Annotated in this window: 23 protein-coding genes, 1 tRNA gene and 1 pseudogene; 13 read left to right on the forward strand and 12 right to left on the reverse strand. The window is 64.1% G+C overall.

Translation table 11 applies throughout. The features are described 5' to 3' along the window. The 6 genes and pseudogenes from G7076_RS12800 (at position 1) to G7076_RS10295 (ending at position 2,961) form a co-directional block, all read left to right on the forward strand. Positions 1 to 573, forward strand: a complete 573-nt coding sequence (locus G7076_RS12800; protein WP_346774088.1) for an SAM-dependent methyltransferase — start codon at positions 1 to 3, stop codon at positions 571 to 573. Then, entirely contained in the window at positions 570 to 989 is a 420-nt protein-coding gene (locus G7076_RS12805) for an SAM-dependent methyltransferase (protein WP_346774089.1), read from the forward strand. The genes G7076_RS12800 and G7076_RS12805 overlap by 4 nt, the downstream gene beginning before the upstream one ends. Next, positions 986 to 1,495, forward strand: a complete 510-nt coding sequence (locus tag G7076_RS10280; protein WP_166202576.1) for a GNAT family N-acetyltransferase — start codon at positions 986 to 988, stop codon at positions 1,493 to 1,495. Before G7076_RS12805 ends, G7076_RS10280 begins: the two co-directional genes overlap by 4 nt. Next, positions 1,492 to 2,258: pseudogene (gene pgeF, locus G7076_RS10285) on the forward strand (peptidoglycan editing factor PgeF). The gene G7076_RS10280 and the pseudogene pgeF overlap by 4 nt, the downstream one beginning before the upstream one ends. Before the next feature lie 128 nt (positions 2,259 to 2,386). Continuing rightward, a complete protein-coding gene (locus G7076_RS10290) occupies positions 2,387 to 2,593 on the forward strand; it encodes a hypothetical protein (protein WP_166202578.1) in 207 nt (68 codons plus the stop codon). 2 nt (positions 2,594 to 2,595) lie between these two features. Continuing rightward, positions 2,596 to 2,961, forward strand: a complete 366-nt coding sequence (locus tag G7076_RS10295) for a hypothetical protein (protein ID WP_166202580.1) — start codon at positions 2,596 to 2,598, stop codon at positions 2,959 to 2,961. Between the two features lie 18 nt (positions 2,962 to 2,979). Here G7076_RS10295 and G7076_RS10300 read toward each other — a convergent pair whose 3' ends face one another. Further along, entirely contained in the window at positions 2,980 to 3,438 is a 459-nt protein-coding gene (locus G7076_RS10300; protein WP_166202582.1) for a hypothetical protein, read from the reverse strand. Positions 3,439 to 3,601: 163 nt separating this feature from the next. Between G7076_RS10300 and G7076_RS10305 the strand changes: the two genes are divergently transcribed. After that, positions 3,602 to 5,002, forward strand: a complete 1,401-nt coding sequence (locus G7076_RS10305) for a DASS family sodium-coupled anion symporter (RefSeq protein ID WP_166202584.1) — start codon at positions 3,602 to 3,604, stop codon at positions 5,000 to 5,002. Between the two features lie 146 nt (positions 5,003 to 5,148). After that, entirely contained in the window at positions 5,149 to 6,462 is a 1,314-nt protein-coding gene (locus G7076_RS10310) for a cystathionine gamma-synthase family protein (protein WP_166202586.1), read from the forward strand. Here the strand turns inward: G7076_RS10310 and G7076_RS10315 are convergent. From G7076_RS10315 to G7076_RS10325, 3 genes are read right to left on the reverse strand one after another with little or no spacing between them, the layout of a single operon-like run. Next, positions 6,459 to 7,124, reverse strand: coding sequence for an HAD-IB family hydrolase (locus G7076_RS10315; protein WP_166202588.1), 666 nt, complete (start codon positions 7,122 to 7,124; stop codon positions 6,459 to 6,461). The two genes, G7076_RS10310 and G7076_RS10315, sit on opposite strands and share 4 nt — an antisense overlap. Further along, the gene (locus G7076_RS10320; RefSeq protein ID WP_166202589.1) at positions 7,121 to 7,891 is read right to left on the reverse strand and encodes a nucleotidyltransferase family protein; all 771 of its coding nucleotides are present in this window, start codon (positions 7,889 to 7,891) and stop codon (positions 7,121 to 7,123) included. The genes G7076_RS10315 and G7076_RS10320 overlap by 4 nt, the downstream gene beginning before the upstream one ends. After that, on the reverse strand, positions 7,888 to 9,021 hold the full coding sequence (locus tag G7076_RS10325) for a CDP-alcohol phosphatidyltransferase family protein (protein WP_166202591.1): 1,134 nt from the start codon (positions 9,019 to 9,021) through the stop codon (positions 7,888 to 7,890). The genes G7076_RS10320 and G7076_RS10325 overlap by 4 nt, the downstream gene beginning before the upstream one ends. Positions 9,022 to 9,126: 105 nt before the next feature. Here G7076_RS10325 and G7076_RS10330 point away from each other — a divergent pair, with 105 nt between their 5' ends. The 4 genes from G7076_RS10330 to G7076_RS10345 are packed head-to-tail and all read left to right on the forward strand — an operon-like array spanning position 9,127 to position 12,589. After that, positions 9,127 to 10,233 carry an MlaE family lipid ABC transporter permease subunit gene (locus G7076_RS10330; protein WP_240913778.1) on the forward strand — a complete coding sequence of 369 codons (1,107 nt, stop codon included), beginning with the start codon at positions 9,127 to 9,129 and terminating at the stop codon, positions 10,231 to 10,233. Further along, entirely contained in the window at positions 10,230 to 11,021 is a 792-nt protein-coding gene (locus tag G7076_RS10335; RefSeq protein ID WP_166202593.1) for an ABC transporter ATP-binding protein, read from the forward strand. The genes G7076_RS10330 and G7076_RS10335 overlap by 4 nt, the downstream gene beginning before the upstream one ends. Positions 11,022 to 11,039: 18 nt before the next feature. After that, positions 11,040 to 11,993 carry an MlaD family protein gene (locus tag G7076_RS10340; RefSeq protein ID WP_166202595.1) on the forward strand — a complete coding sequence of 318 codons (954 nt, stop codon included), beginning with the start codon at positions 11,040 to 11,042 and terminating at the stop codon, positions 11,991 to 11,993. Continuing rightward, the gene (locus G7076_RS10345; protein ID WP_166202596.1) at positions 11,990 to 12,589 is read left to right on the forward strand and encodes an ABC-type transport auxiliary lipoprotein family protein; all 600 of its coding nucleotides are present in this window, start codon (positions 11,990 to 11,992) and stop codon (positions 12,587 to 12,589) included. Before G7076_RS10340 ends, G7076_RS10345 begins: the two co-directional genes overlap by 4 nt. Before the next feature lie 7 nt (positions 12,590 to 12,596). Here G7076_RS10345 and pepN read toward each other — a convergent pair whose 3' ends face one another. Further along, on the reverse strand, positions 12,597 to 15,173 hold the full coding sequence (gene pepN / locus G7076_RS10350) for an aminopeptidase N (RefSeq protein WP_166202598.1): 2,577 nt from the start codon (positions 15,171 to 15,173) through the stop codon (positions 12,597 to 12,599). 127 nt (positions 15,174 to 15,300) lie between these two features. Here pepN and G7076_RS10355 point away from each other — a divergent pair, with 127 nt between their 5' ends. After that, a complete protein-coding gene (locus tag G7076_RS10355) occupies positions 15,301 to 16,572 on the forward strand; it encodes a M48 family metallopeptidase (protein ID WP_240913779.1) in 1,272 nt (423 codons plus the stop codon). A 1-nt stretch (position 16,573) separates the two neighbouring features. Here G7076_RS10355 and G7076_RS10360 read toward each other — a convergent pair whose 3' ends face one another. The 7 genes from G7076_RS10360 to G7076_RS10390 all read right to left on the reverse strand — a co-directional run bounded on the left by G7076_RS10360 (position 16,574) and on the right by G7076_RS10390 (position 21,629). Further along, positions 16,574 to 17,506, reverse strand: coding sequence for an EamA family transporter (locus G7076_RS10360; protein WP_166202600.1), 933 nt, complete (start codon positions 17,504 to 17,506; stop codon positions 16,574 to 16,576). Next, entirely contained in the window at positions 17,503 to 18,507 is a 1,005-nt protein-coding gene (locus G7076_RS10365; RefSeq protein ID WP_166202601.1) for a beta-eliminating lyase-related protein, read from the reverse strand. The genes G7076_RS10360 and G7076_RS10365 overlap by 4 nt, the downstream gene beginning before the upstream one ends. 114 nt (positions 18,508 to 18,621) lie before the next feature. Beyond that, a complete protein-coding gene (locus tag G7076_RS10370) occupies positions 18,622 to 18,780 on the reverse strand; it encodes a Flp family type IVb pilin (protein WP_166202603.1) in 159 nt (52 codons plus the stop codon). A gap of 124 nt (positions 18,781 to 18,904) precedes the next feature. Further along, positions 18,905 to 18,979, reverse strand: a tRNA-Thr gene (locus tag G7076_RS10375). Positions 18,980 to 19,166: 187 nt separating this feature from the next. After that, complete coding sequence (locus G7076_RS10380; RefSeq protein WP_166202604.1) at positions 19,167 to 19,322, reverse strand: hypothetical protein; 156 nt, start codon at positions 19,320 to 19,322, stop codon at positions 19,167 to 19,169. Between the two features lie 86 nt (positions 19,323 to 19,408). Beyond that, entirely contained in the window at positions 19,409 to 19,783 is a 375-nt protein-coding gene (locus tag G7076_RS10385) for a VOC family protein (RefSeq protein ID WP_166202606.1), read from the reverse strand. 52 nt (positions 19,784 to 19,835) lie between these two features. Then, positions 19,836 to 21,629, reverse strand: coding sequence for an aminopeptidase P family protein (locus G7076_RS10390; RefSeq protein ID WP_166202608.1), 1,794 nt, complete (start codon positions 21,627 to 21,629; stop codon positions 19,836 to 19,838). Positions 21,630 to 21,736: the final 107 nt, after the last annotated feature.

A 21,736-nucleotide genomic window follows, 5' to 3' on the forward strand; every position in this document is an offset into this window, starting at 1 on the left:
GTGAGCCCGCTGGAAGCCGCGCTCGTCGAGCGGATCAAGCAGGACGGTCCTATCAGCGTTGAGGCCTATATGGAGGCCTGCAACAGCTATTATTACGCAACGCGCGATCCGTTCGGCGCTCGCGGCGACTTCACCACTGCGCCGGAAATCACGCAAATGTACGGCGAACTGATCGGCGCCGCGCTGGCCGACTGCTGGAATCGCGCGGGACGACCAAAGGGTTTGCGCTACGCCGAACTCGGGCCCGGCCGCGGAACGCTGGCGAGCGACGCGCTGAGGGTGATGCGGGCGGCGGGATGTGCGCCGGCGAGCGTCGAGTTCGTCGAGACCAGCCCTTTGCTTCGCGAAGCGCAGAAGGCCTCCGTTCCGGAGGCGACCTTCCATGACGAAATCGCAGGTCTCGCCAAGGGAGAGGGGCCTCTGCTGGTCGTCGCCTCAGAATTCTTCGATGCCTTGCCGGTGCAGCAGTGGGTCGAGGGGTGGAGCGGCGGGTCGAGTGGATTGGCGGTCACCTGGCCTTCGACCGCGACGGCACCATCGCTGAGAAAAGTCCCGAGCGCGAAGCGGCCATGAAAGAACTGACGCGAGCCATCGTGGTCCGGGGCGGTGCGGCGCTGGTGGTCGATTATGGACATGGGCTGCAAGAGGCGACTGGCGAGACCTTGCAGGCGGTCGGGGGTCACAAATTCGCCTCACCGCTTGAACGTCCGGGCGAGCAGGACCTCACCGCCCATGTCGATTTCGCCAGCCTCGCGAAGGTCGCGGAGGAAGCGGGCGCGAAAGTATCGCGGCTGGCAAGCCAAGGAACGTGGCTGGAGACGATTGGCATATCTGGGCGAGCGATGGCACTGGCCGCGCGAAACCCCGACCAGGGCGAGGCGATTGGAGCGGCGCGGCGGCGTTTGTGCGACGAGGAGGCAATGGGACGTTTGTTCAAGGTGATGGCGTTGGCCGCGCCCGGATGGCCGCTCCCGGCGGGGCTGGAATGAGCGTCACCTACCGCAATGGGGTGTCCGGCGACGGCAAGGCCTTGGCCGACCTTTTCCGGGAAAGCTTCATCGCCACCTTCGGTCACCTTTACGCGAAAGCAGATCTCGATGCATTCCTGGAGGGTGTGACCGCCGAGGCGTTCGAGGACGAACTGGCCAGCCCGGACTTCACGTTCCGCCTGGCCGAGGATTCCGGCCAGCTTGCCGGCTTTGTGAAGCTCGGCCCCGACAATCTTCCCGGCGAAGCGCTTCCGGGCACCATCGAACTCTACCAGCTTTACGTGCTTGAGCGGTGGCACGGCAGCGGGATCGCGCGCGAATTAATGGACTGGGCAATCGCCGAGGCGCGCAGTCAGGCCGCGCGCTACCTGACGCTCACCGTATACATCGACAACCATCGCGCCCGCCGCTTCTACGAGCGCTACGGCTTCGAGGAAGTCGGCAAATACGTCTTCATGGTCGGCAATCACGCCGACGACGACCGGATCATGAGGCTAACGTTGTGAGCGATGTCGAGGTGATCCGCGCGGGTACGCTCCGCGGCGTTGCGCATGGCTTCCTCGGACGGCGCGGCGGCGTTTCCACCGGCGACGTGGCTGGACTGAACACCGGTCTGGGCAGCGGCGACGGCCCGGCGCTGGTCCTTGAAAATCGCAGACGAGCGGCTGAGGCGGTGCTTCCCGGCGCCGCGCTGGTCGGGTCTATCAGGTACATGGCGCGACTTGCGTCACGGTCATCGAGCCTTGGGAACATGATGCGCGTCCCGAGGCGGACGCGCTGGTCTCCGACCGGCCTGGCATCCTTTTGTCCGTCGTTACCGCCGATTGCGCGCCGGTTCTTCTGGCCGACAGCGAGGCGGGCGTCGTCGGCGCGGCCCATGCCGGATGGCGCGGCGCAGTCGGCGGGATTACCGAGGCGGCCATCGCCGCGATGCTCACGCTTGGCGCAAGGATCGAACGGATTGCGGCAGCAGTCGGCCCGTGCATTGCCCAGAAGAATTACGAGGTCGACCATGCGTTCGCGGAAGATCTGCTCCGTGACGACGCTTCCAACGAGCGGTTCTTCGCCGAAGGACCAGGCGGGAAGCCGCATTTCGACCTTGAAGCCTATGTCGTTGCCCGTCTCGCCGCCGCAGGCGTGCGCACGATCGAGGCGCTGGGGCTCGACACCTATGGCGACGAGGAGCGCTTTTATTCCTTCCGCCGCGCCACCCATCGCGACGAGCCGGCCTACGGCCGCCAGATCAGCATGATTGGTTTGAAGCGCTGACCAATTAGCGATTCCGGAGAACAGATTCAGTGGCCAAAGCGAACGCCAGTCTCAATTGAATTACGGATGTGCGGGGCGCGGCCGGGCGGCCAGTCTACGCTATTTTCGGCCGGCATGAAGGAAGCGCCATGAGCCCGTTCGATTTCATCATTCTGTTTTTCTCCTTTGTCTATGTGATCGCCCTTACCCACCTGCTGTTCGCATGGACCCGGATGATCCGGTACCGACGCAAGCTGGTCTTTTCCTTGCCGCATCTACTCTGGATGCTGGTCGCGGTCGGCTATTTGACGGCCAACTGGCTAAGCCTGTGGGACTTCCAGACCGAGGGGAGTTGAAGTTGGGGACCATCGCTGCCGGCTTCCTCTTCGTAATCATGAACTATTTCGTATGCGCGCTCGTCAGTCCGGATTTCGAAAGCGGCGAGACATTGGACATGAGGGAATTCCACGAGCGTGAAGGCCCGACATATATCACCGCGACCCTGGCCCTGATCGTGACCGCGGTCATCGGCAATTATCTCGCCGGCGCGGAACTTGGCGTGGACAATTGGTCGGACGAAAATACGCTCGTCGTGGCGACGATCATACTGCCGGTGCTGGCGCTGACGGTAAAGCGCGGATGGGTGCAGGTCGCTGCGCCGGCCATGCTCCTTGCGACGACGATTGCCTACGACTTCATTTATTACGCCCGGCTCGCGCCCTAGGACCGGGGCGGCTTCCAGTCAGTCGCCGACAACGAATGCGTCGGGCACCCGGTAGGTTTCGGGGCCGGCCTGAATAACGGTAGTATCGCCATCGCGTCGGGAACTGACTTTCCAGGCAGCGGTGCCGTCGGCCTGGGAGCTTGCGATCGTAATGAACTTGCCCTTGCCGTCGAACAGCAAGCTGCGGGTCCTTCCGGAAGGAAGGCTGACTTCGACGGCGATCTGATCGGGACCGCGAGTCACCCCGGCCTGGCAGGTCCCTGCGGCGCTTCCAACGCCGCGGCACGGAATCCTCGCGGTGGCTTGGAAGTCGGTCCCGGCGACAGTTGCGTCACCTTGGCCGTCGCCGTCGCCAAGTTTGGCCTCCGGACTTGCGGCGACAATGGCAGTTGCGGCTGGAACATCGAGCTCCGCCCTCGCCGCACTAGCAAGAACGCCAAGAGCGAGCGTGGATGCGAAGAGTTGGGTGCGAAACATCTTGAGCCTCCGGCGAGTGGCAATCCTAGGATGACACTATCGAATCGAGCACGCTGAATCAGTGCGTGTTTTCCCCGATGATTTCGCGCACTGGTTCGAACGAAGACCGCGCCCCTAGCCTAGTCGCACACCCTTTGGCATGAGGGTCACGAGGGGCGAAATCATGGCGCAGCGGATCGGGCTTTGGGGCGGGCTGATGGCATTTGCGCTGATGCTGGCGCTTCCGCCGCCGGGTGGCATGCCGCAACCGGCCTGGGCGACATGCGCCATCGTCGTGCTGATGGCGACCTGGTGGATGACGCAGGCGCTGCCGCTGACGGCGACCGCGCTGATCCCGTTCCTGGCCTTCCCGCTGCTCGGCATCATGACCGCCACCGACACCGCAGGTGCTTACTATTCGCCGATCCTGTTCCTGGTGCTCGGCGGGGCGATGATCGCGCTGGCGATCGAGCGGGTCGGGCTTCACCGCCGGCTGGCCCTGAGCATCATCCGCCGCGGCGGGCACACGCCTGGCGCGATGCTGTTCGCTTTCCTTGCGGCGACCGCGATCATCTCCCTAATCGTCAGCAACACCGCGACGACGCTGATCATGATCCCCATCGCCGTGGCGATCATAAGGGCCGCCGAAATTCCGGAAGGCGAGACCAACGGCTTCGCCGGAGCGCTGGCGATGGGCATCGCTTTCTCCGCGTCGATCGGCGGACTTGGGACGCTGGTCGGATCCCCGACCAACGCCATCTCAGCCGGAATCATCGAGAAAGCGACGGGCCTCAGGATCACCTTCCTCGACTGGGCGATGTTCGGCATACCGCTGGTAATCATCGCCATACCCTTGTGTTGGCTGATCCTGATGAAAGTGCAAAAGGTCCGGTCGACCGACTTTCACCCTGAAAAGGCGCTCGCCGCGATCGGCGACGCCGGAAAGTGGAGCATCGCCGAGAAACGGCTGGTGCCGCTGATCGCCGTGGTTCTGGCAGCTTGGATCGCGCTGCCGTTCGTTACCCCGTTGCTGCCCAAGGATTCGCTGACCGACGGGACGATCGCCATCGCCGCAGCGCTGGTCCTGTTCGTCATTCCCGACGGAAGCGGGCGCGCGCTGCTCAACTGGGACGAGGCCAATCGCGCGCCGTGGGGCGTGATCATGATGTTCGGCGGCGGGCTGGCGCTGGCGGCGGGGATGGGGGAATCCGGGCTTGGCGACTGGCTGGGCGTGGCGCTTCAGCCGCTGAAATCCGTACACCCGTTGATCGTTGCGTTGGTGCTGGTGGCGCTGGTGATCGTCATCACCGAATTCGCCTCCAACGTCGCCGCCGCGAGCGCGATCATCCCGGTCGTCGCCGGTGTCATCGCAGCGACGGGAGTTGACCCGATCCTGCTCGCCCTACCTGCCGCCTGGGCGGCAAGCTGGGGCTTCATGCTGCCAAGCGGAACCGGGCCCAATGCGATCGCCTGGGCGACCGGGCACATCGCTCTGCCGCGAATGCTGAAGGCCGGACTGCTGCTCGACCTTGCCGGTATACCGCTGATGGTCGGGACGGTTTGGGCGATCGCTTCCGTCAGTTGAAATCGGCCCTCGCCATGGCTAATCGGCCAGCCATACGGCGAGCCGGCGGAGATGCATCCTGCGGAGGTTAGGATGCCAGTGCCCCGGCTTCCTCGCTCATCGGTTCCCGCCTCCCTGGGAACGGCAGGTTCGAGGATCCAAACGACATGACCGATACGCCTTCCCATTCGCGCAAGCCCAAGAACCCCGAGCGCTATATCGGCAATCACCGGCTCGACCCGGCGACATTAATGATGGGCCACGGCTTCGATCCGTCCCTGAGCGAGGGAAGCCTGAAGCCGCCGATCTTCCTGACCAGCACCTTCGTTTTCGAGACGGCAGCCGACGGCAAGCGCTTCTTCGAAGGAATTACCGGCAAGAGCGACGGCAGCGGCAAGGCGGAGGGCCTGGTCTATTCGCGCTTCAACGGGCCGAACCAGGAGATCCTCGAAGACCGGCTGGCGGTTTGGGAAGACGCGGAAGCCGCCCTCTCCTTCTCCAGCGGCATGACCGCAATCACCACCCTGGTCCTCGCGCTCGCCAACCAGAATGACGTGATCGTCCATTCTGGCCCGCTCTATGCGGCGACGGAAAGCGTCATCGACAAGATTATGGCGCGGTTCGGAGTCCAATATGTCGACTTCCCGGCCGGCGCCTCCCGCGAGGAATTGGACGCGGTAATGGCCAAGGCCAAGGCGATGGCCGCCGAAAAGGGCGGCAAGGTAGCGATGATCTACCTCGAGAGCCCGGCCAACCCGACGAACGCACTGGTCGACGTCGAGGCGGTCCATGCCGCGCGCGGTGCGGCGTTCGGTAGTGGTGAGCTGCCGCCAATCGCCATCGACAACACCTTCCTCGGGCCGCTGTGGGCCAAGCCGCTCCAGCAAGGCGCGGACGTCTCGGTCTACAGTCTCACCAAATATGTCGGCGGGCACAGCGATCTGGTAGCCGGGGCGCTGGTCGGTTCGAAGACGGTGCTCGACAAGGTCCGCCTCATCCGCAACCCGATGGGCGGAATTTGCGACCCCAATACGGCGTGGATGCTGATGCGCAGCCTCGAGACCCTGGAGCTGCGGATGAGCCGCGCCGGCGAGAATGCCGAGAAGGTTTGTGCCTTTCTGAGGGACCATCCCAAGGTCGAGAAGGTCGGATATCTCGGCTTCCTCGAGCTCGGATCGCGCCAGAAGGACATTTACGACCGTCACTGCAGCGGCGCGGGATCGACCTTCTCACTCTATTTGAAGGGCGGCGAAGCCGAAGCCTTCCGCTTCCTCGATGCGCTCCGGATCGCCAAGCTGGCGGTGAGCCTTGGCGGCACCGAGACCCTGGCCAGCGCGCCTGCAGCCATGACGCATTTGTCGGTACCGGACGAGCGCAAGGCGGCGTTGGGGATCAGCGACAACCTGGTGCGAATCTCGATCGGCGTCGAGAAGGCTGAGGACCTGATCGCCGACTTCGCCAACGCGCTGGACGCGGTCTAGCCCCAGTCCTCAATCGCCCACTTCCGGTCCGCAGCGAGCCGCAGCAGCCGGTCGTGCGGGTTCACGGCCACCGCTTCGTCGGCCCATTCGAACACCGGCGCATCGCTGGCGTGATCGGAATAAAAGCGGACGTGGGCGCGCGTCAGTCCCTCGGCCGAAAGCCAGCGCTCGATCATCCGAAGCTTGACCGGGCCGTAGCAATTCTCGCCGTCGATCTTGGCGTGGACTTGGGCGTCGAGCCCGAGCACCGAGTTGGTGCCGATGCAGTCGTCGAACCCTAGGCGTTCGGCAATGGCGGCGGCGTAAAAACGATAGCTTGCGGTGGCCATGACGACCCGGCGACCCTCCGCCTTGTCGCGCGCGATCGCTTCCCGCGCACCTGGACGGACATTGCCCGCGACGGTGCGGGCCGCGAAGCTATTGACCAATGGTTCAAGGACATGTTGATCGGTAACGCCGCCCAGCAGCAGCCGGTGGTTGATCTCCTTGAGGCGTCCGCGGTCGATGAGCTTCAGGACATAGGCCAGCATCGACAGGATCACGAGCGGCAGGAAGACGAGGCGCCATGGCGCCCTGCGCGCCGCGCAATGGAGGAGGAAAGGCGTCCACGTCGCATGGCGCGTCACCGTCCGGTCCATGTCGTAAATTGCGAGATCGATCATGCGCGCCCCTGGATAATCGCCTCCGCTAGCGCGAGGTCGGCCGGCTTGTCGACATCGACGGCCGCGAGCGCATCGTCAATCACAACCGCCCGCGCTTCGATACCCAGCCGGCGGCCGATAGCCGTAATTACCTGGTCGAGACGGCGGAGGCGAAGCAGTCCGAGCAACCCTGGCAGGCCGAGCGCGGCAAGCAGCTTCCAGCCCTTCTTGCGGTCCTGCTCGACCTCGCGCCAAAGGGCGACGGCTCGCGCGGAAGCTGGGGAACCCAAGGCGAACAGGTTGGCTCCCGAATAAGCGCCACCCTTCAGCGCGATCCAGGTGCGGATGCTATGCGGCAGGCGCGCCATCAGCGCTTTCCGCTCGACCACGCCGACAGCGATGTCCGCGCCGGCAGCCTGTTCGCAGAAGTCGCCGATCATCGCCGGTGTGAGGAGCGCATGGTCGGCGGTGGTGACCAGCAAGGGAAAAGTTGTCGCCGGATCGGCGAGGATATCTTCCAGGGTAGCGGCGATGGTCGCCCCACTAGTCCCGAACGTGACTCGCGCATCGCACGGCACCGCTTCGCCAAGAAGGTCCGGCCGCTGCGTCAGGATTCGAACGGCGCCGATTTGCGGACTTTCGAGCAGAGCCCGAACGGGACGAGCGATCATCGGCTCGCCCGCGACCGGGATGAGCGCCTTGGCAGGAACGCCATGCTGCTCGGCGAAAGGATCGCCGCCCGGCCGGACCCCGGCCAGCAGCAACGCGGTGTATTGGCAGGAGGTCAAGCCAGCCAGCTGGCCAGCTTCGCCCCGCGTTCCGCCCGGGCGTTAGCCTGTGCCATCCGCACGGCGTGGAAAATCAGGCTGATCATCGTCCAGAGGGCAACCAGCTCCAGCCCCATGTCCGGCCGGTTGAAGACCAGGCTTGCAAGCAGGATGACCATGTTCGGATTGCGCCGGGCAGTGATGAGGCGGAACTGGCTATCGATCTTCTGCCAGACGTGGATGTGCATACCGTAGCGCCTCATGAAGACGCCTTCGATGAAGCGCTGGGCGACATAGCCGAAGACGATCGCGCCGACGATCAACAGCTCGTAAACCCGCTCGAACGGGTCATCGTGATAGTTGAGGCCCTCCGCCCAGGCCCACCACCAGAAGGGCGGGTGGACGAGGTCGATGCCGTGATCGAAGATATTGCCCCACCAGCTCGACTGGCCGGTACAGCGGGCGAGCTTGCCGTCGACGGTGTCGAGCACCATGAAGCCGAAGCCGGTCGCCATTCCGGACCAGTAGTGGCCACCCATGAACAGGAAGAAGGTCGCGGCGCAAAGCAGCGCGCCGACCAGCGTGATCTGGTTCGGCGTCATCCCCACCTGTGCGGCCCAACGCGTCAGGTGAAAGGCGAGGCCACGCCAAAGGTAGAGCGTCAGCGCGTCGGTGACGCCCTTGTAGCTTGCATCGTAGGCCGCCTTCTCGACAACGCGCGCATTGCTTTCATCGAGCGGGAGCACGAATGGCCGGTCCCGCTTGCGAAGTTCATGATAGCTAAGCTCGGCGCTTTCCGCCGCCATCCGTTCGAAGCCGCCGCAATCGCACGGTGAGCCGGATTGCATGGCCGCGACGATCCGAGCCGGATCCTGGTGCGGAGCGACGTTGGCGAGAACGGCGCGATTCCCAAGGGTGAGGACCGTCCCCGGCCTTCCGGCGATCGCTTTCAGCCATGCCGGGTCCCAGGTGAAGTCGAGGTCCGCAAGGATCGCCGCCTGACCCGGACGGGCGCTGTCGGCCGGCTGCAGGCCCGCCTTGACCGCCAGCCGCTGCGCCCGGGTTCGCGCGTCCAGCCCGAATACCCGTGCAGGATTGTCGCCGACGGGGAAGAATGACGGCTGAGCGCTCGAGGTGACGGATGCGGACATTGCGCCGACCTATAAACGGCAAAGTTCGGCAATAAAGAGGCGGAAAATACTGGAGTGCCCCGACCCACTTGCCGCTCGTCGCGATTTCGCGCAGGGTCACCGCGTATGGCGGGCACGGCAACGATGGACGGGGCAGCGGACGATAGCAATTGCTATCGCGTCCAAGGCGCGCTGACCATCCTTCGCGCGGCCACGACCGAGCGCGAAATCGCCGCCATGGACGACGGCATGACGATCGACCTGAGCGATGTCGAGCGTATGGACACGGTCGGCGCCTGGCTTGTCTATCGCGCGACGCGCGACCGCGGCGCCAAGATTGTCGGGGCAAGCGAGAAGATCACGGGGCTGCTCGAGCAAGTCGCCGAAGCCGACCAGCCTGTCAGAGTCATCCCCGAGGAGCGGGGCGGCATCATGGGCCTGGTCGAGGAAGTCGGCGAGGCGGTTATAGAAACAGGCCGGACATTCCGAGGCCTGGTCGGCTTCCTCGGCGCGACGCTGATCGGCTTCTACAACGTCGCCAAACGACCGACGAAGCGGTTCCGGCTCAACGCCGTCGTCCAGCGCTTCGACCTCGTCGGGGTTCGCGCGCTCGGAATCATCGGCCTGATGAGCTTCCTCATCGGCATCGTCATCGGCCAGCAGGGGGCAGTCCAGCTCGAAGCGTTCGGCGCCGAGGTCTACACCATCAACCTGATCGGCCGAATCACGACACGTGAGCTCGGCACGCTGATGACGGCGATCATGGTTGCCGGCCGTTCGGGCAGCGCTTTCGCGGCGCAGCTGGGCACCATGAAGCTGACCGAGGAAATCGACGCCATGCGCACCATCGGCGTGTCGCCGGTCGAAGCCCTGGTCGTGCCGCGCATGATGGCAGCGGTGGTGATGATGCCGCTGCTATCCTTCTACGCGATGATCATGGCGATCCTTGGCGGCGGGATCTTCACCTGGATCGCCCTGGACATTCCACCGCTGACCTTCATCCAGAGGCTTCGCGAAGTCACGCCGATGACCGACCTGTGGGTCGGCCTCATCAAGGCGCCCGTCTTCGGATTCATCATCGCGCTGGTCGGCTGCTTCCAAGGCATGCAGGTTGAGGGCGATGCCGAGCAGGTTGGCCTTAAGACAACGGCCGCCGTGGTCCAGGCGATCTTCCTGGTCATCGTGCTCGACGCGGTATTCGCCGTGTTCTTCAGCTCGATCGGCTGGATATGAGCAAGATCAGCCCGACACTGCCCGAAGGCGAGGACGCGGTCATCTCGATCCGCGGCCTCCGAAACGCCTTCGGCGAACAGGTCATTCACGAAAATCTCGATTTCGACGTTCGCCGGGGCGAAATCATCGGCGTGGTCGGCGGCTCGGGCACCGGCAAGTCGGTGCTGATGCGTTCGATCATCGGGCTCCAGACTCCGGACGAGGGCACAATCGAAGTGCTGGGCGAAGACATGGTCGGCCGCGACGAGGACGAGGCGAAGAACATCCGCCGCCGCTGGGGCGTATTGTTTCAGGCCGGTGCGCTATTCTCGACGTTGACCGTGGCGGAGAATGTCGAAGTTCCGCTGCGCGAATATTTCCACATGTCGACGCAGTTGATGGACGAGATCGCCAGCTACAAGATCGCGATGGCCGGCCTGCCAGCAAACGCCGGACCGAAATATCCGTCGGAACTGTCGGGCGGAATGATCAAGCGCGCCGGCCTCGCCAGGGCGCTGGCGCTGGACCCGGAGCTATTGTTCCTCGACGAGCCGACCGCGGGCCTCGACCCGATTTCGGCGCAGAATTTCGATGAGCTCATCCTGTCGCTCCGGAGCAAGCTGGACCTTACGGTGTTCCTCATCACCCACGACCTCGACACGCTTTACGCGATCTGCGACCGGGTGGCCGTGCTGGCGGACAAAAAGGTCATCGCCGCAGGGACGATTGAACAATTGCTGGCTTTGGACCATCCTTGGATTCAAGAATATTTTAACGGACCGCGCGGACGTGCGGCTGCGGCGGCGTAAGGGGGCTAAGGACACAAGATGGAGACCCGGTCGAACCATGTGCTGGTCGGCAGCGTCGTCCTGGCGCTTCTCGCGGCTTTGCTGCTGTTCATCGTCTGGCTTGCCGGCCTGTCGAACACGCGCAAGCAATGCTTCGACGTCTATTTTCAGCAGGGCGTGGGCGGCCTGAACAAGGGCAGCAGCGTTACCTTCTCCGGCGTTCCCGTCGGTCAGATCACGCAAATCTCGCTGCTTCCCGACCGGCCCGAGTTCGTCTGGGTGCGCATCGAGGTCAACGCAGACACCCCCGTGCTCCAGGGCACGTCGGCTCAGATCAAAACTGTCGGATTCACCTCGCCGCCGGAAATCCAGCTCGACGGAGCGGTTCGCGGCGCGCCGCCTTTGACCCAGGCCGGGCCGCAAGGCTGTCCGGTCATTCCCGCAACTTCGAGCGGTCTCGGCGCGCTTCTGGCGAGTGCCCCGGAACTGATGGAGCGGATCCAGCGGCTGACCGAGCGGCTGACAGAGCTCTTGAGCGACCGGAACCAGAATGCCGTGAGCGACATCCTGGAAAATGTCGAGAAGACCACCGATGTCCTTGCACAGCGCGCACCGGACCTGGCCGACGCCATCGCCGACGCCCGCATCGCGGCGCGGAATGCCGGGGTCGCCGCCCAGCGAGTCGGCATTCTGGCGGATTCGACCAACAGCCTGATAAACGAGCAGGGCAAGCCGGCAGCCGAAGACCTGCGCAAGGCCATTGCCGGCGTCCAGCGGGCGGCCGACAATCTTGACGCGATGATCGCGGACGCGCGGCCCGGCATTCAGAGTTTCTCCAAAACGACGGTGCCCGAGGCCAATCGCCTGGTGAAAGATCTTCGCGGCCTGTCGCAGTCGCTGACCGACTTCTCCGACAGGCTCAACGAGCAAGGCGTCGGCGGCGCATTGAGCGAGCCGAAGCTTCCCGATTACAAGCCGAGGAACGGCCGATGAACAACGTAATGCGTGCCGCGGCTGCGGTCCTGATGGTCTTCGGCGCAAGCGGTTGCGCACTGATGGGCGGAAGTGAAGCGCCGAAGAACCTGATTACCCTGAGCAGCACCGCGCCGGATCCCGGCCCGATCGCGCGGTCGGGCAATGCTGGTGAGTCGGTAACCATCGAGACTCCCGTCATCGCCAAGGAGATTCGAACGACGCGCGTGGCTGCGCAGGTCGGCACGACCACGGTCGCCTACATCAAGGACCTGACCCTGGTCGATACGCCCGACAAGCTGTTCAAGGACCTGCTTGGCGAGACGATTCTCCGCACCACCAATCGGGTCGTACTCGATTCCCAGCAATCGAACCTCGATCCGGGCCTCACCGTGACCGGCAAGTTGACCAATTTCGGCTATGAGGGCGGCCAGGGCACGGCGTTCGTGCGCTATGATGCGGCTCTGTCTACCGCGGGCGGAACGCGGGTCGAGACCCGCCGCTTCGAAGCCCGCGCCCCAGCCGACGGCACCGCGGCGACGGTCGGGCCGGCGCTGAACCAGGCTGCCAACGACGTTGCGATGCAGGTTGCCAACTGGATCGGATCCGGCCGCTAGACCGCGGTCAGGCCAAGGACTTCGACGCCTGCTCGAACGTATCCTTGCTTAGCCCCGGGGCGGCGACGATCCGCTCAAGCTCCGCCTTCATTAATGAAGAGCGCCCCTGTTCGAGCCGCCGCCAGCGGCCGAGCGGCGGGACCAGCCGGGCGGCAACCTGCGGATTGATCGAGTCCGCCTCGATGACGAAATCGGCAAGCATCTGGTAGCCGCGTCCGTCCGGCGAATGAAAACGCCAGTGATTGGCGGCAAGGCCACCGGCCAGCGCACGCAGCCGATTGGGGTTTTTCATCGTGAAATCGGCATGACCGCGAAGTGCCTCGACCATGTCGAGCGCATCCGAGCGCGGGGCCGAAGCCTGGAGCGCGAACCATTTGTCGATGACCAGGCTGTCTTCGCGATAGCGGCGGTAGAAGTCGGCGAAGGCTTCCTCGCGCGACGGGGCATCGAGCATCGACAGTACGGCGAGCGCGCCCTGGCGGTCGGTCATGTTATCTGCCTGATCATATTGTGCCTTTGCGAGCGCGGCGCCACGATCCGGATCGCCGGCCGAAAGCAGGGAAAGCGCGATGGTGCGAAGGCGCCGGACACCTTTTGCCTGCGGGCTGAGGTCCGACCCGGTAGACGTCGCCGCCTGTGCTTCGGCGAGTTCGTTTCCAAGAGCCGTGCCGATGGCTCGGCGAAGGGCCTCGCGCGTGGCGTGAATCGCATCCGGATCGGCGCGGTCGAAACGCTCGGCGACCATCGCTTCGGAGGGAAGTGTCAGCGCCTCTCCCTTGAAGGCCGAATCTAGCGCGTTGGAACGAAGCGTCGCGCCAATCGCCTCAACCAGCGGATCGGGTGCACCGCCGCCGACGAGAACCCGATACGCAAGTTCCTGAAGCGCTTCGTAACGGGCAAAGGGATCATCGTCGCTGGTCGCAAGCGATTCGAGTTCTCCGGGACGGCGCTCGACGGTTAGCGCGACAGGGGCCGAGAAGCCGCGGTTGATCGACAACAAGGCGCTGTCGGAGGCGCCATCGATGCGCACGGAGTGCTCGGCGCGGTCAAGGACGATAAGCCGCTCTTCGCCGCCCGAGCCATCGACATCGATCAATCGTGTGCGAAGCGGAACGACCATGGGCTGCTTGACCGGCTGGTCCGGAGTCGGAGGAACTGACTGAGACAGGTGGAGAGTCACGCCGCCATCCTCGGGCTCGACCCGCGCCGCGACTTGAGGAGTCCCCGCCTGCTCGTACCACAGCTTGAACTGGCCGAGGTCGAGACCGCTCGCTTCCTCCATTGCCGCGACGAAATCGTCGCAGGTCGCCGCCTCGCCGTCATGGCGGTCGAAATAGAGGTCGGTGCCGCGACGGAACGCTTCGGCACCCATCATCGTGCGCATCATTCGAATAAGCTCGGCGCCCTTGTTGTAGATGGTCGCGGTGTAGAAATTGCCTATCTCAAGGTATGAATCCGGCCGGACTGGGTGGGCCAGCGGCCCGCTGTCCTCCGGGAACTGGACGGCGCGGAGGAGCCGAACGTCATCGATCCGCTTCACTGCTTCGGACCCGATATCGGCAGAAAAGCTCTGGTCCCGAAAGACCGTGAAGCCCTCTTTCAACGAAAGCTGGAACCAGTCGCGGCAGGTCACCCGGTTCCCCGACCAGTTGTGAAAATATTCGTGGGCGACGACGCCGGCGATGGCGTCGAAGTCGGCATCGGTCGCCGTTTCGGTATCGGCGAGAACGTAACGCGAATTGAAGATGTTGAGGCCCTTGTTCTCCATCGCGCCGAAGTTGAAATCGTCGACCGCGACGATGTTGAAGCGGTCGAGGTCGTATTCGCGGCCGTAAACCTGTTCGTCCCAGGCCATCGCTTGCTTGAGGCTGGCCATCGCGTGATGAGTCTTGGGCAGATCCTTGGCGCGAACCCAGATTCCGAGTTCGACTTCGCGACCGTTCATTGTCGTGAAGGTATCGCGAAGAACTTCGAGGTCGCCCGCCACCATAGCGAAAAGGTAGGACGGCTTGGGGAACGGGTCGTGCCACTCGGTCCAATGGCGACCGCCCTCGAGATCGCCGGAGGCGACCGGATTGCCGTTCGCGAGGAGCACAGGATAGCGCACCTTGTCCGCGGTCATGCGAACCCGATAGACCGACAGCACGTCGGGCCGGTCAGGGTGGAAGGTAATCCGCCGGAAGCCTTCGGCCTCGCATTGCGTGCAAAGCAAGCCGCCCGAGGCGTAAAGCCCGATCAGCTGGCTATTCTCAGCCGGCGCGATGACGACTTCTGTCGCGATCTCGGCCGTATTGCCGGAAACGGCGACAACGAGGTCGCCGCCCTCCATCGTCCAGCGCGCCTCTTGGCCGTCGACGGTGACGGCGAGCGGCCGAAGACCGTCGCCGGATAACCTGATCGTTCGATCATGGCTGCCATTCCGTTCGACCTTGAGGACGGAGCGGACCCGTGTCGCGGCGGGATCGAGATCGACATCGAGGGCGACGTCGCTGACCCACCAGTCGGGCGGCCGATAATCCTGGCGGCGAACGAGGGCGTGCTCAGGCGACGGAGGGGCTTCTGGGTTCAAACGGGCATCGGACATGGACATGGCTCCTGAGCTAGGCGGAGCAGGACGAAGGCGCAACGGCGGCGACTTCCTTTAGTCGCGAAATAGCGCGCATTGCGTCTCGCCTGCGTAGGCGTATCGTGCGCACCGGGGAGGAACGGGGATGACAATCACGAGCTTCATGCTGGCTGCGGCTGCCGCTGCGCCGGCTTTCGACGCCGAGGCGGCAACACAGGCCTATCTCTCGACACTGCAGGGCGCCGCGCGGGTCAAGAGCGACGCCTACTTCGAAGGCGGTTACTGGCTTCCGCTTTGGGGCGCTTTGGTCGCCATCGTCTCCTACTGGCTGATGCTCCGCTTCCGCTGGTCGGCCAAGTGGAGCGCCTGGGCGGGCCGGGTGACGAAGCGGCGCTGGCTTCAACCCGGTCTCTATTCCATTCCGTTCGCGCTTGTCGGTGCTTTGATCACCCTGCCGTGGACTATCTACGTTTCCTATGTCCGAGAGCATCAATACGGCCTGTCCAATCAAAGCTTCGCCGAATGGGCCAAGGAACTGGGCATCGCGACCGGCGTCGGCCTGGTCGTCGGCGTTATCTTCTTCATCATCCTCTACGCGGTGATCCGCAAAAGCCCGAAGCGCTGGTGGCTATGGGGCACCGGCGCGGTGACCGCGCTGCTGGCGGTGATGATCATGCTCGCACCATTGTTCATCGAACCTCTGTTCAACAAATATACGCCGATGCAGGCAGGGCCCGTGCGCGACGAAATCCTGCGCATTGCCCATGAACAGAAAATTCCGGCCAACGACGTCTATGTCGTCGACGCATCAAAGCAGACGAAACGCATCTCAGCGAATGTCGCGGGACTGGGCCCGACGATCCGGATCGCACTTAACGACAACCTGCTCAACCGCTCGAACATTCATGGGATCAAGGCGGTAATGGGCCACGAAATGGGACATTACAAACTCTACCACATCCAGAAGCTGTTGGCTTATCTGGCGGTGATGGCGCTGATCGGTTTCGCGATTGTCGCCTGGGCCGCGCCGCGAATCCTCGCTCGTCACGGTGAGCAGTGGGGTGTTCGCGAAGTCGCGGACCCCGCGTCGGCACCCCTGCTTCAAGGGCTTCTGACCGTGCTACTCGTCCCCGCCGGAATCCTGTTCAACAGCATTATCCGCCATCACGAAAGCGAGGCCGACGCATTCGGCCTCAATGCCGCGCAGGAGCCCGACGGCTTCGCGATGACCGCCATGCAACTGAGCGAATATCGCAAGATCGAGCCGGCCGCCTGGGAGGAGATGCTGTTCTACGACCATCCGTCAGGGCGCACGCGCGTGAAGATGGCGATGGACTGGAAGGCCGCGCATTTGGGCGAACTGCCGCCTGACCAGCGCGCGCCGATGGTGATGACGCCGGACAAGCCCGCAGAATAGGTCAACCAGCGTCGGGATTGGCAACCTTCAACGGACGCTGGCGAGTCCACAACGCGAGCACCATGCCGCCGATCGCCAGCGCCGCGCCGGCGGCCGCCAGCGGGGTCCATCTAAACCCTTCGAATGCCGTCGAAAGGGTCATGGCGATGATCGGGACGATGGCGCTGGAATAGGCCGCCTTGCCCGGGCCGATCCTGCGCACCACTGGATAATATATCGAGAAACACAGGACCGACGCGGCCAGCGCCAGGTATGCGAGGCCGAGCCAATAGCCGATGCGGGTTTCGATCACCGGCGGCCCGGTCAGCACGAAGGCGATGACGACGTCGCAGGCAGCGCCGATCAGCATCGACCAGGCGAGAAGCGAGAACAGCGGCAGCTTCCGGACAGTGGCCCGCGCCTGATAGACGTTGGAAATCGAAGCCCCCAGCAGGCCGAGAATCGTCCAGCCGATGCCGACGACGAGCGCCTGGCCGTCTAGCGCGGGGTTGGAACGAAGCTCATGAGCGAAAAGTAGGCCGATGCCGGCGGCTGCAATCGCGCTCGCGAAAAGGAACCGCGCCGTCGGCTTCTGGCCGAGCATCAGCCACGCGAGGACTGCGTTAGGCAGCATCAAAAGGGCGAAGACGGTCGCGACCAGGCCGGAGGTGATGAAATGCTCGGCCATGTAGACCGCGTTGAAGTTGATCGTGAACTGCGACACGCCGATCAGCCCGGCGGCTGCCAGCATCCCCCGGCCCGGGACCAGGCGGTCGCCATTCCACCTTGCAACAGCGAACATCGCGGCGGCCGCAATCAGGAACCGATAGGCCACGGACCATTGGGCGGGCACGCTGCTCAGCTGGTCGCGGATGACGATCCAGGTTGAACCCCAGATAAGCGTGAAGACGATGAACGGGATGACGACGCCGCGTGCGCCATGCTGCTCGCTCATAGTGCGCGGATTGCCGCGGCGAGCCGCCCGACCGCCGCCATGTCCTGGTCCCAGCTCGTCACCAGCCGGATTTCCCCCGGCGCCCAATCGTAGAAGTCGAAACCCTGAGCGCGGAGTGCCGCCGCTTCCTCCGGGCTCATCCGGACGAACAGTTCATTGGCCTCGACGGCGTGGACCAGCCGTTCCGGCCCGCACGCCTCGGCGAGCGCTGAGGCCGCCGCGTTGGCCGCACGAGCATTGCCGAGCCAGCGGTCCTCCTCGAGCAGGGCGAGGATCTGCGCGGCGGCATATCGGCCCTTGCTCATCAGGTGGCCGGACCGCTTTTTGAGGCGCCTCGCGCGATCGGCATGGCCAGGCGCGAAAAAGACGATCGCCTCGGCGTTCATTCCGCCATTCTTGACGAAGCCGAAGCTCAACGCATCGGCCCCCGCCCGCCAGGTCAGGTCGGCGGGCGAAGCCCCGGTCGATGCTGCGGCGTTGGCAAAGCGGGCGCCATCGATGTGGAAGTCAAGACCGAGCGACTTGCACATCTCGCCCAGCGCCGCCGTTTCCGCCGGCGAATAGACCAGTCCATATTCGGTGGCGTTGGTGATGCTAAGGGCAGCCGGCTGGACCTGGTGAACGTCGGGGCGGACCCGGTCGAACGCGGACTTGACGGCGTTCGGAGTGACCTTGGCGCCAGGGCCGTCGAGCAGGGTCAGCTTTGCGCCGCCATTGTAGAAGGCCGGGGCGCCAGCCTCGTCATTCTCGATATGGGCATCGCGGTGGCAGAGGATTGCGCCTTCCGGCGGGCAGAGCATGGCGAGGGCGATACTGTTCGCCGCAGTTCCGGTGGTGACCCAGATTGCCTCGACATTCGTCTCAAACAGGTCGGAAAAGGCGCCGTCGAGACGCGCGCTCCACTGGTCGCCATCATAAGCGGTGTCGAGCCGGTTCGCGGATGCCAAAGCATCGAGCACTGCGGGATGGCACGGGGCCGCATTGTCGGAGAAGAAACGCATTGCGACCCCGAATGGCGGGGCTGCCGCGGCGCGTCAATCGCGGGGAAGCCAGGCATGAGAATGGCGGCGGGGCCTTCCGGTCCCGCCGCCTAACCCAAGCGAACCTGAACGGGCTTAGAGCTCGTTCGAGACGTTGTTGAAAGTCGTGCCCAGCTTCGAACCGACGCTTTCCATCGCGGCGATGGCGGCGACGGCGATAAGAGCGGCAATCAGGCCGTATTCGATGGCAGTGGCACCGCGGCTGTCGCGAATCAGTTTGATGAACTTGGTCATGGTCAATCCCCTCGATCTGACGAGGAGAGAATCGCCCCAAAAGGTTAATAAGACGTTGCGGCTGCCGCTTGCCGGTGGATCATCGAAAAAGGACCTGTCCCCCGGACAGGCCCTTTTTCGATGATGGTGCTGCCGGTGAGGATTGAACTCACGACCTCAGCCTTACCAAGGATGCGCTCTACCACTGAGCTACGGCAGCATGTCGGAAAAGACGGGCGGGCCTATGGCCGCTGGTGGACGGCGCGTCAAGGCAGGTCTTGGCGACACCGCGCCACGGGTTTAGCGCGGGTGCATATGACCAAGCCCGACAAGGAACGCGAAGAGCGGCTGGCTGCGGCGCTGCGTGAGAATCTGCGCAAGCGCAAAGCCCAATCACGGGCTTCGGCTCAGACCAGGGAAGAGACGAAGCCAGCCAGCGAATAGCCGATGTCGAGCCCCCGATTGAGCGCCACGCGCGGGCCGAGGATGTAAAGCGCTGCGAGCAGCCAGCCTAGCGCCATCCAGCCGATCGGGGCCTTGGCCCGCTGCAATGTCTGCATCATTCCCCCCAAAACCTCGCTCGGCGCAATTCTCGCGCACTGCCGCGCCCGTCAACCGCCTTTCGTCGCAAGCCGGACTCGGTCCGGCGTTACTGGCCTTCCATCACGAAGGCATTGAGCTTGTTGCCATCGGGGTCGCGGAAATAGCCCGCGTAAAATCCGCCGCCACGGTCGCCCGGAGCGCCTTCGTCCGTGCCGCCATTGGCCAGCGCGATGTCATACAGGCGCTGGACTTGACCCTGGTCCTTCGCTTCCAGCGCGACCATGACCCCGTTGCCGACGCTGGCCGGATTACCATCGAACGGCCGGGTAATACCGATCCCCGCCCCGCCGCCCGGCTTGCCCCAGGCGATGAACTGGTCGTTCTCCATCATTCGCCCGACGCCCAGCTCGCCGCACAGCGCATCGTAGAATTTGGACGATTTTTCCCGGTCGTTGGTGCCGAGCGTCACATAACCGATCATGATGGCCTCCATTGAGTTGCGCGCACGGAACATAGCGCGAACATTGTAGGGATCAAAGCGGTTTGCACTGTTCCTCGAGCCAGGCCAGGTCATCGCCCTTGAGCTGGGGCCCGATGATCCGGAGAACATCGGCGTGATAGGCATTGAGCCAGTCGCGCTCCTTCGCCGACAGCATTTCGGCGACGACCAGCTTTTTGTCGATCGGCGCGAAGGTCAAAGTCTCGAAGCCGAGCATGTCTTTCTCGGCGCCTTCGATCTTCTTTTCGACGACGAGCACGAGGTTCTCGATCCGGATGCCATATTCGCCCGCCTTGTAATAGCCGGGCTCGTTCGAGAGGATCATGCCCGCGGCGAGCGGCTCGTCACCCCCCGCCTGGCTGGACCCGACCGGGGAGATTCGCTGCGGCCCTTCATGCACGCTGAGGAAGCTGCCGACGCCGTGGCCGGTGCCATGGGCATAATCGACCCCGGCCTCCCACAATGCGCGGCGAGCGAAGCTGTCGAGCTGAGATCCGCGAGTGCCTTTCGGGAATACCGCATTGGCAATCGCGATGTGGCCTTGGAGAACACGCGTAAAGCGGTCGCTCATCTCGTCCGTCGGCTCGCCGACCGGCACGGTACGCGTGATGTCCGTGGTGCCATCCTGATACTGGCCGCCGCTATCGACGAGATAGAGCGTGCCGGGCTTGAACGGCAGGTTCGATTCCGCTGTGCCCTTGTAGTGCGGCAACGCACCGTTGGGCCCGAACGCCGAGATGGTGTCGAAGCTGAGGTCGCGAAGATCGCCATGCTCGCGGCGCAGGCCCTCCAGCTTGTCAGCGGCGATCATCTCGTCGAGCTCGCCGTTGGGCGCCTCCTCCTGGACCCATTTCAAGAACCGCGAAACCGCCGCGCCATCGCGCGCCTGCGCAGCCTTGTGGCCGCCGATCTCTGCCTCATTCTTGATCGCCCGGGGCAACACGGTCGGGTCGCGGCGCTTCAGGATCCGCGCGCCGCCCTCTTCCAGCGCCTGGCCGATCGCAGCCACCGAACGTTCCGGGTCGACGACCACGAGCTTGCCGCTGAGGGTCTTGAGATAGTCCTCGAACGCGTCGCGTTCGTGCAAGCGGACGCCGTTTCCGAGATGTGCACGGACGTCATCGCCAATCTTCTCGCCAGCGACGAACAGGTCGGCCGTGCCATCCTTGTGCGCCACCGCAAAGGCCAAAGCGACCGGGGTTCGCGAGACGTCGGCACCGCGAACGTTCAAGGTCCATGCGATCGAATCCAGCGCTGCGAGAACCGCGGAATCCGCGCCCTCCTTTTCGAGCCAGTCGGCAATGTCGTGGCGCTTCTCGGCACTCGACTTGCCGGCAAGCGCATCAGGCTGGACGATCAGCCGCGCCTTGGACGGCCCGGGCTGGTCCGACCACACCTTATCGATCGGGTTCTGTCCAACCGGCACGAGCTCGGCGCCTTTGGCAGCGAGTTGCTCCGTCGCCATTCGCACCCATTCACCGGTATGAAGCCAGGGATCGTAGCCGATGCGCGCTCCCGAAGGCGCATTGTCCTTCAGCCATTGCGCGACGCTGGTTTCCGGAACGGACTGGTAGCTCCACTCGGTCGGGCTGACCTGCTGGCGGACCTGGATGGTGTAGCGTCCGTCGGTGAATATCGCGGCCTCCTCTGGCAGGACCACGGCACTTCCCGCTGAGCCCTTAAAACCGGTGAGCCATTCGAGCCGCTGCGCGTAGCTTCCGACATACTCGCTCATATGCTCGTCGGTCAGCGGCACGACGAAACCGTCGAGGCGGTCGGCCTTCAATTGCTCGCGAAGGGCGGCAAGGCGATCGGCATAGCTGGACATGATGGACTCCGTAGGTTCCGGGGCTCGGCTTTACGAAGCCCTGTACTTTTCCTACTCCTCAAAATGAAGTGCGGCGCTTCTACTTTGTGCGGCCGCTCATCGGGGGA

Origin of the sequence: Sphingomonas sp. HDW15A, assembly GCF_011301715.1 — a bacterium.
In the GTDB taxonomy this organism is placed as follows: Bacteria; Pseudomonadota; Alphaproteobacteria; order Sphingomonadales; family Sphingomonadaceae; genus Sphingomicrobium.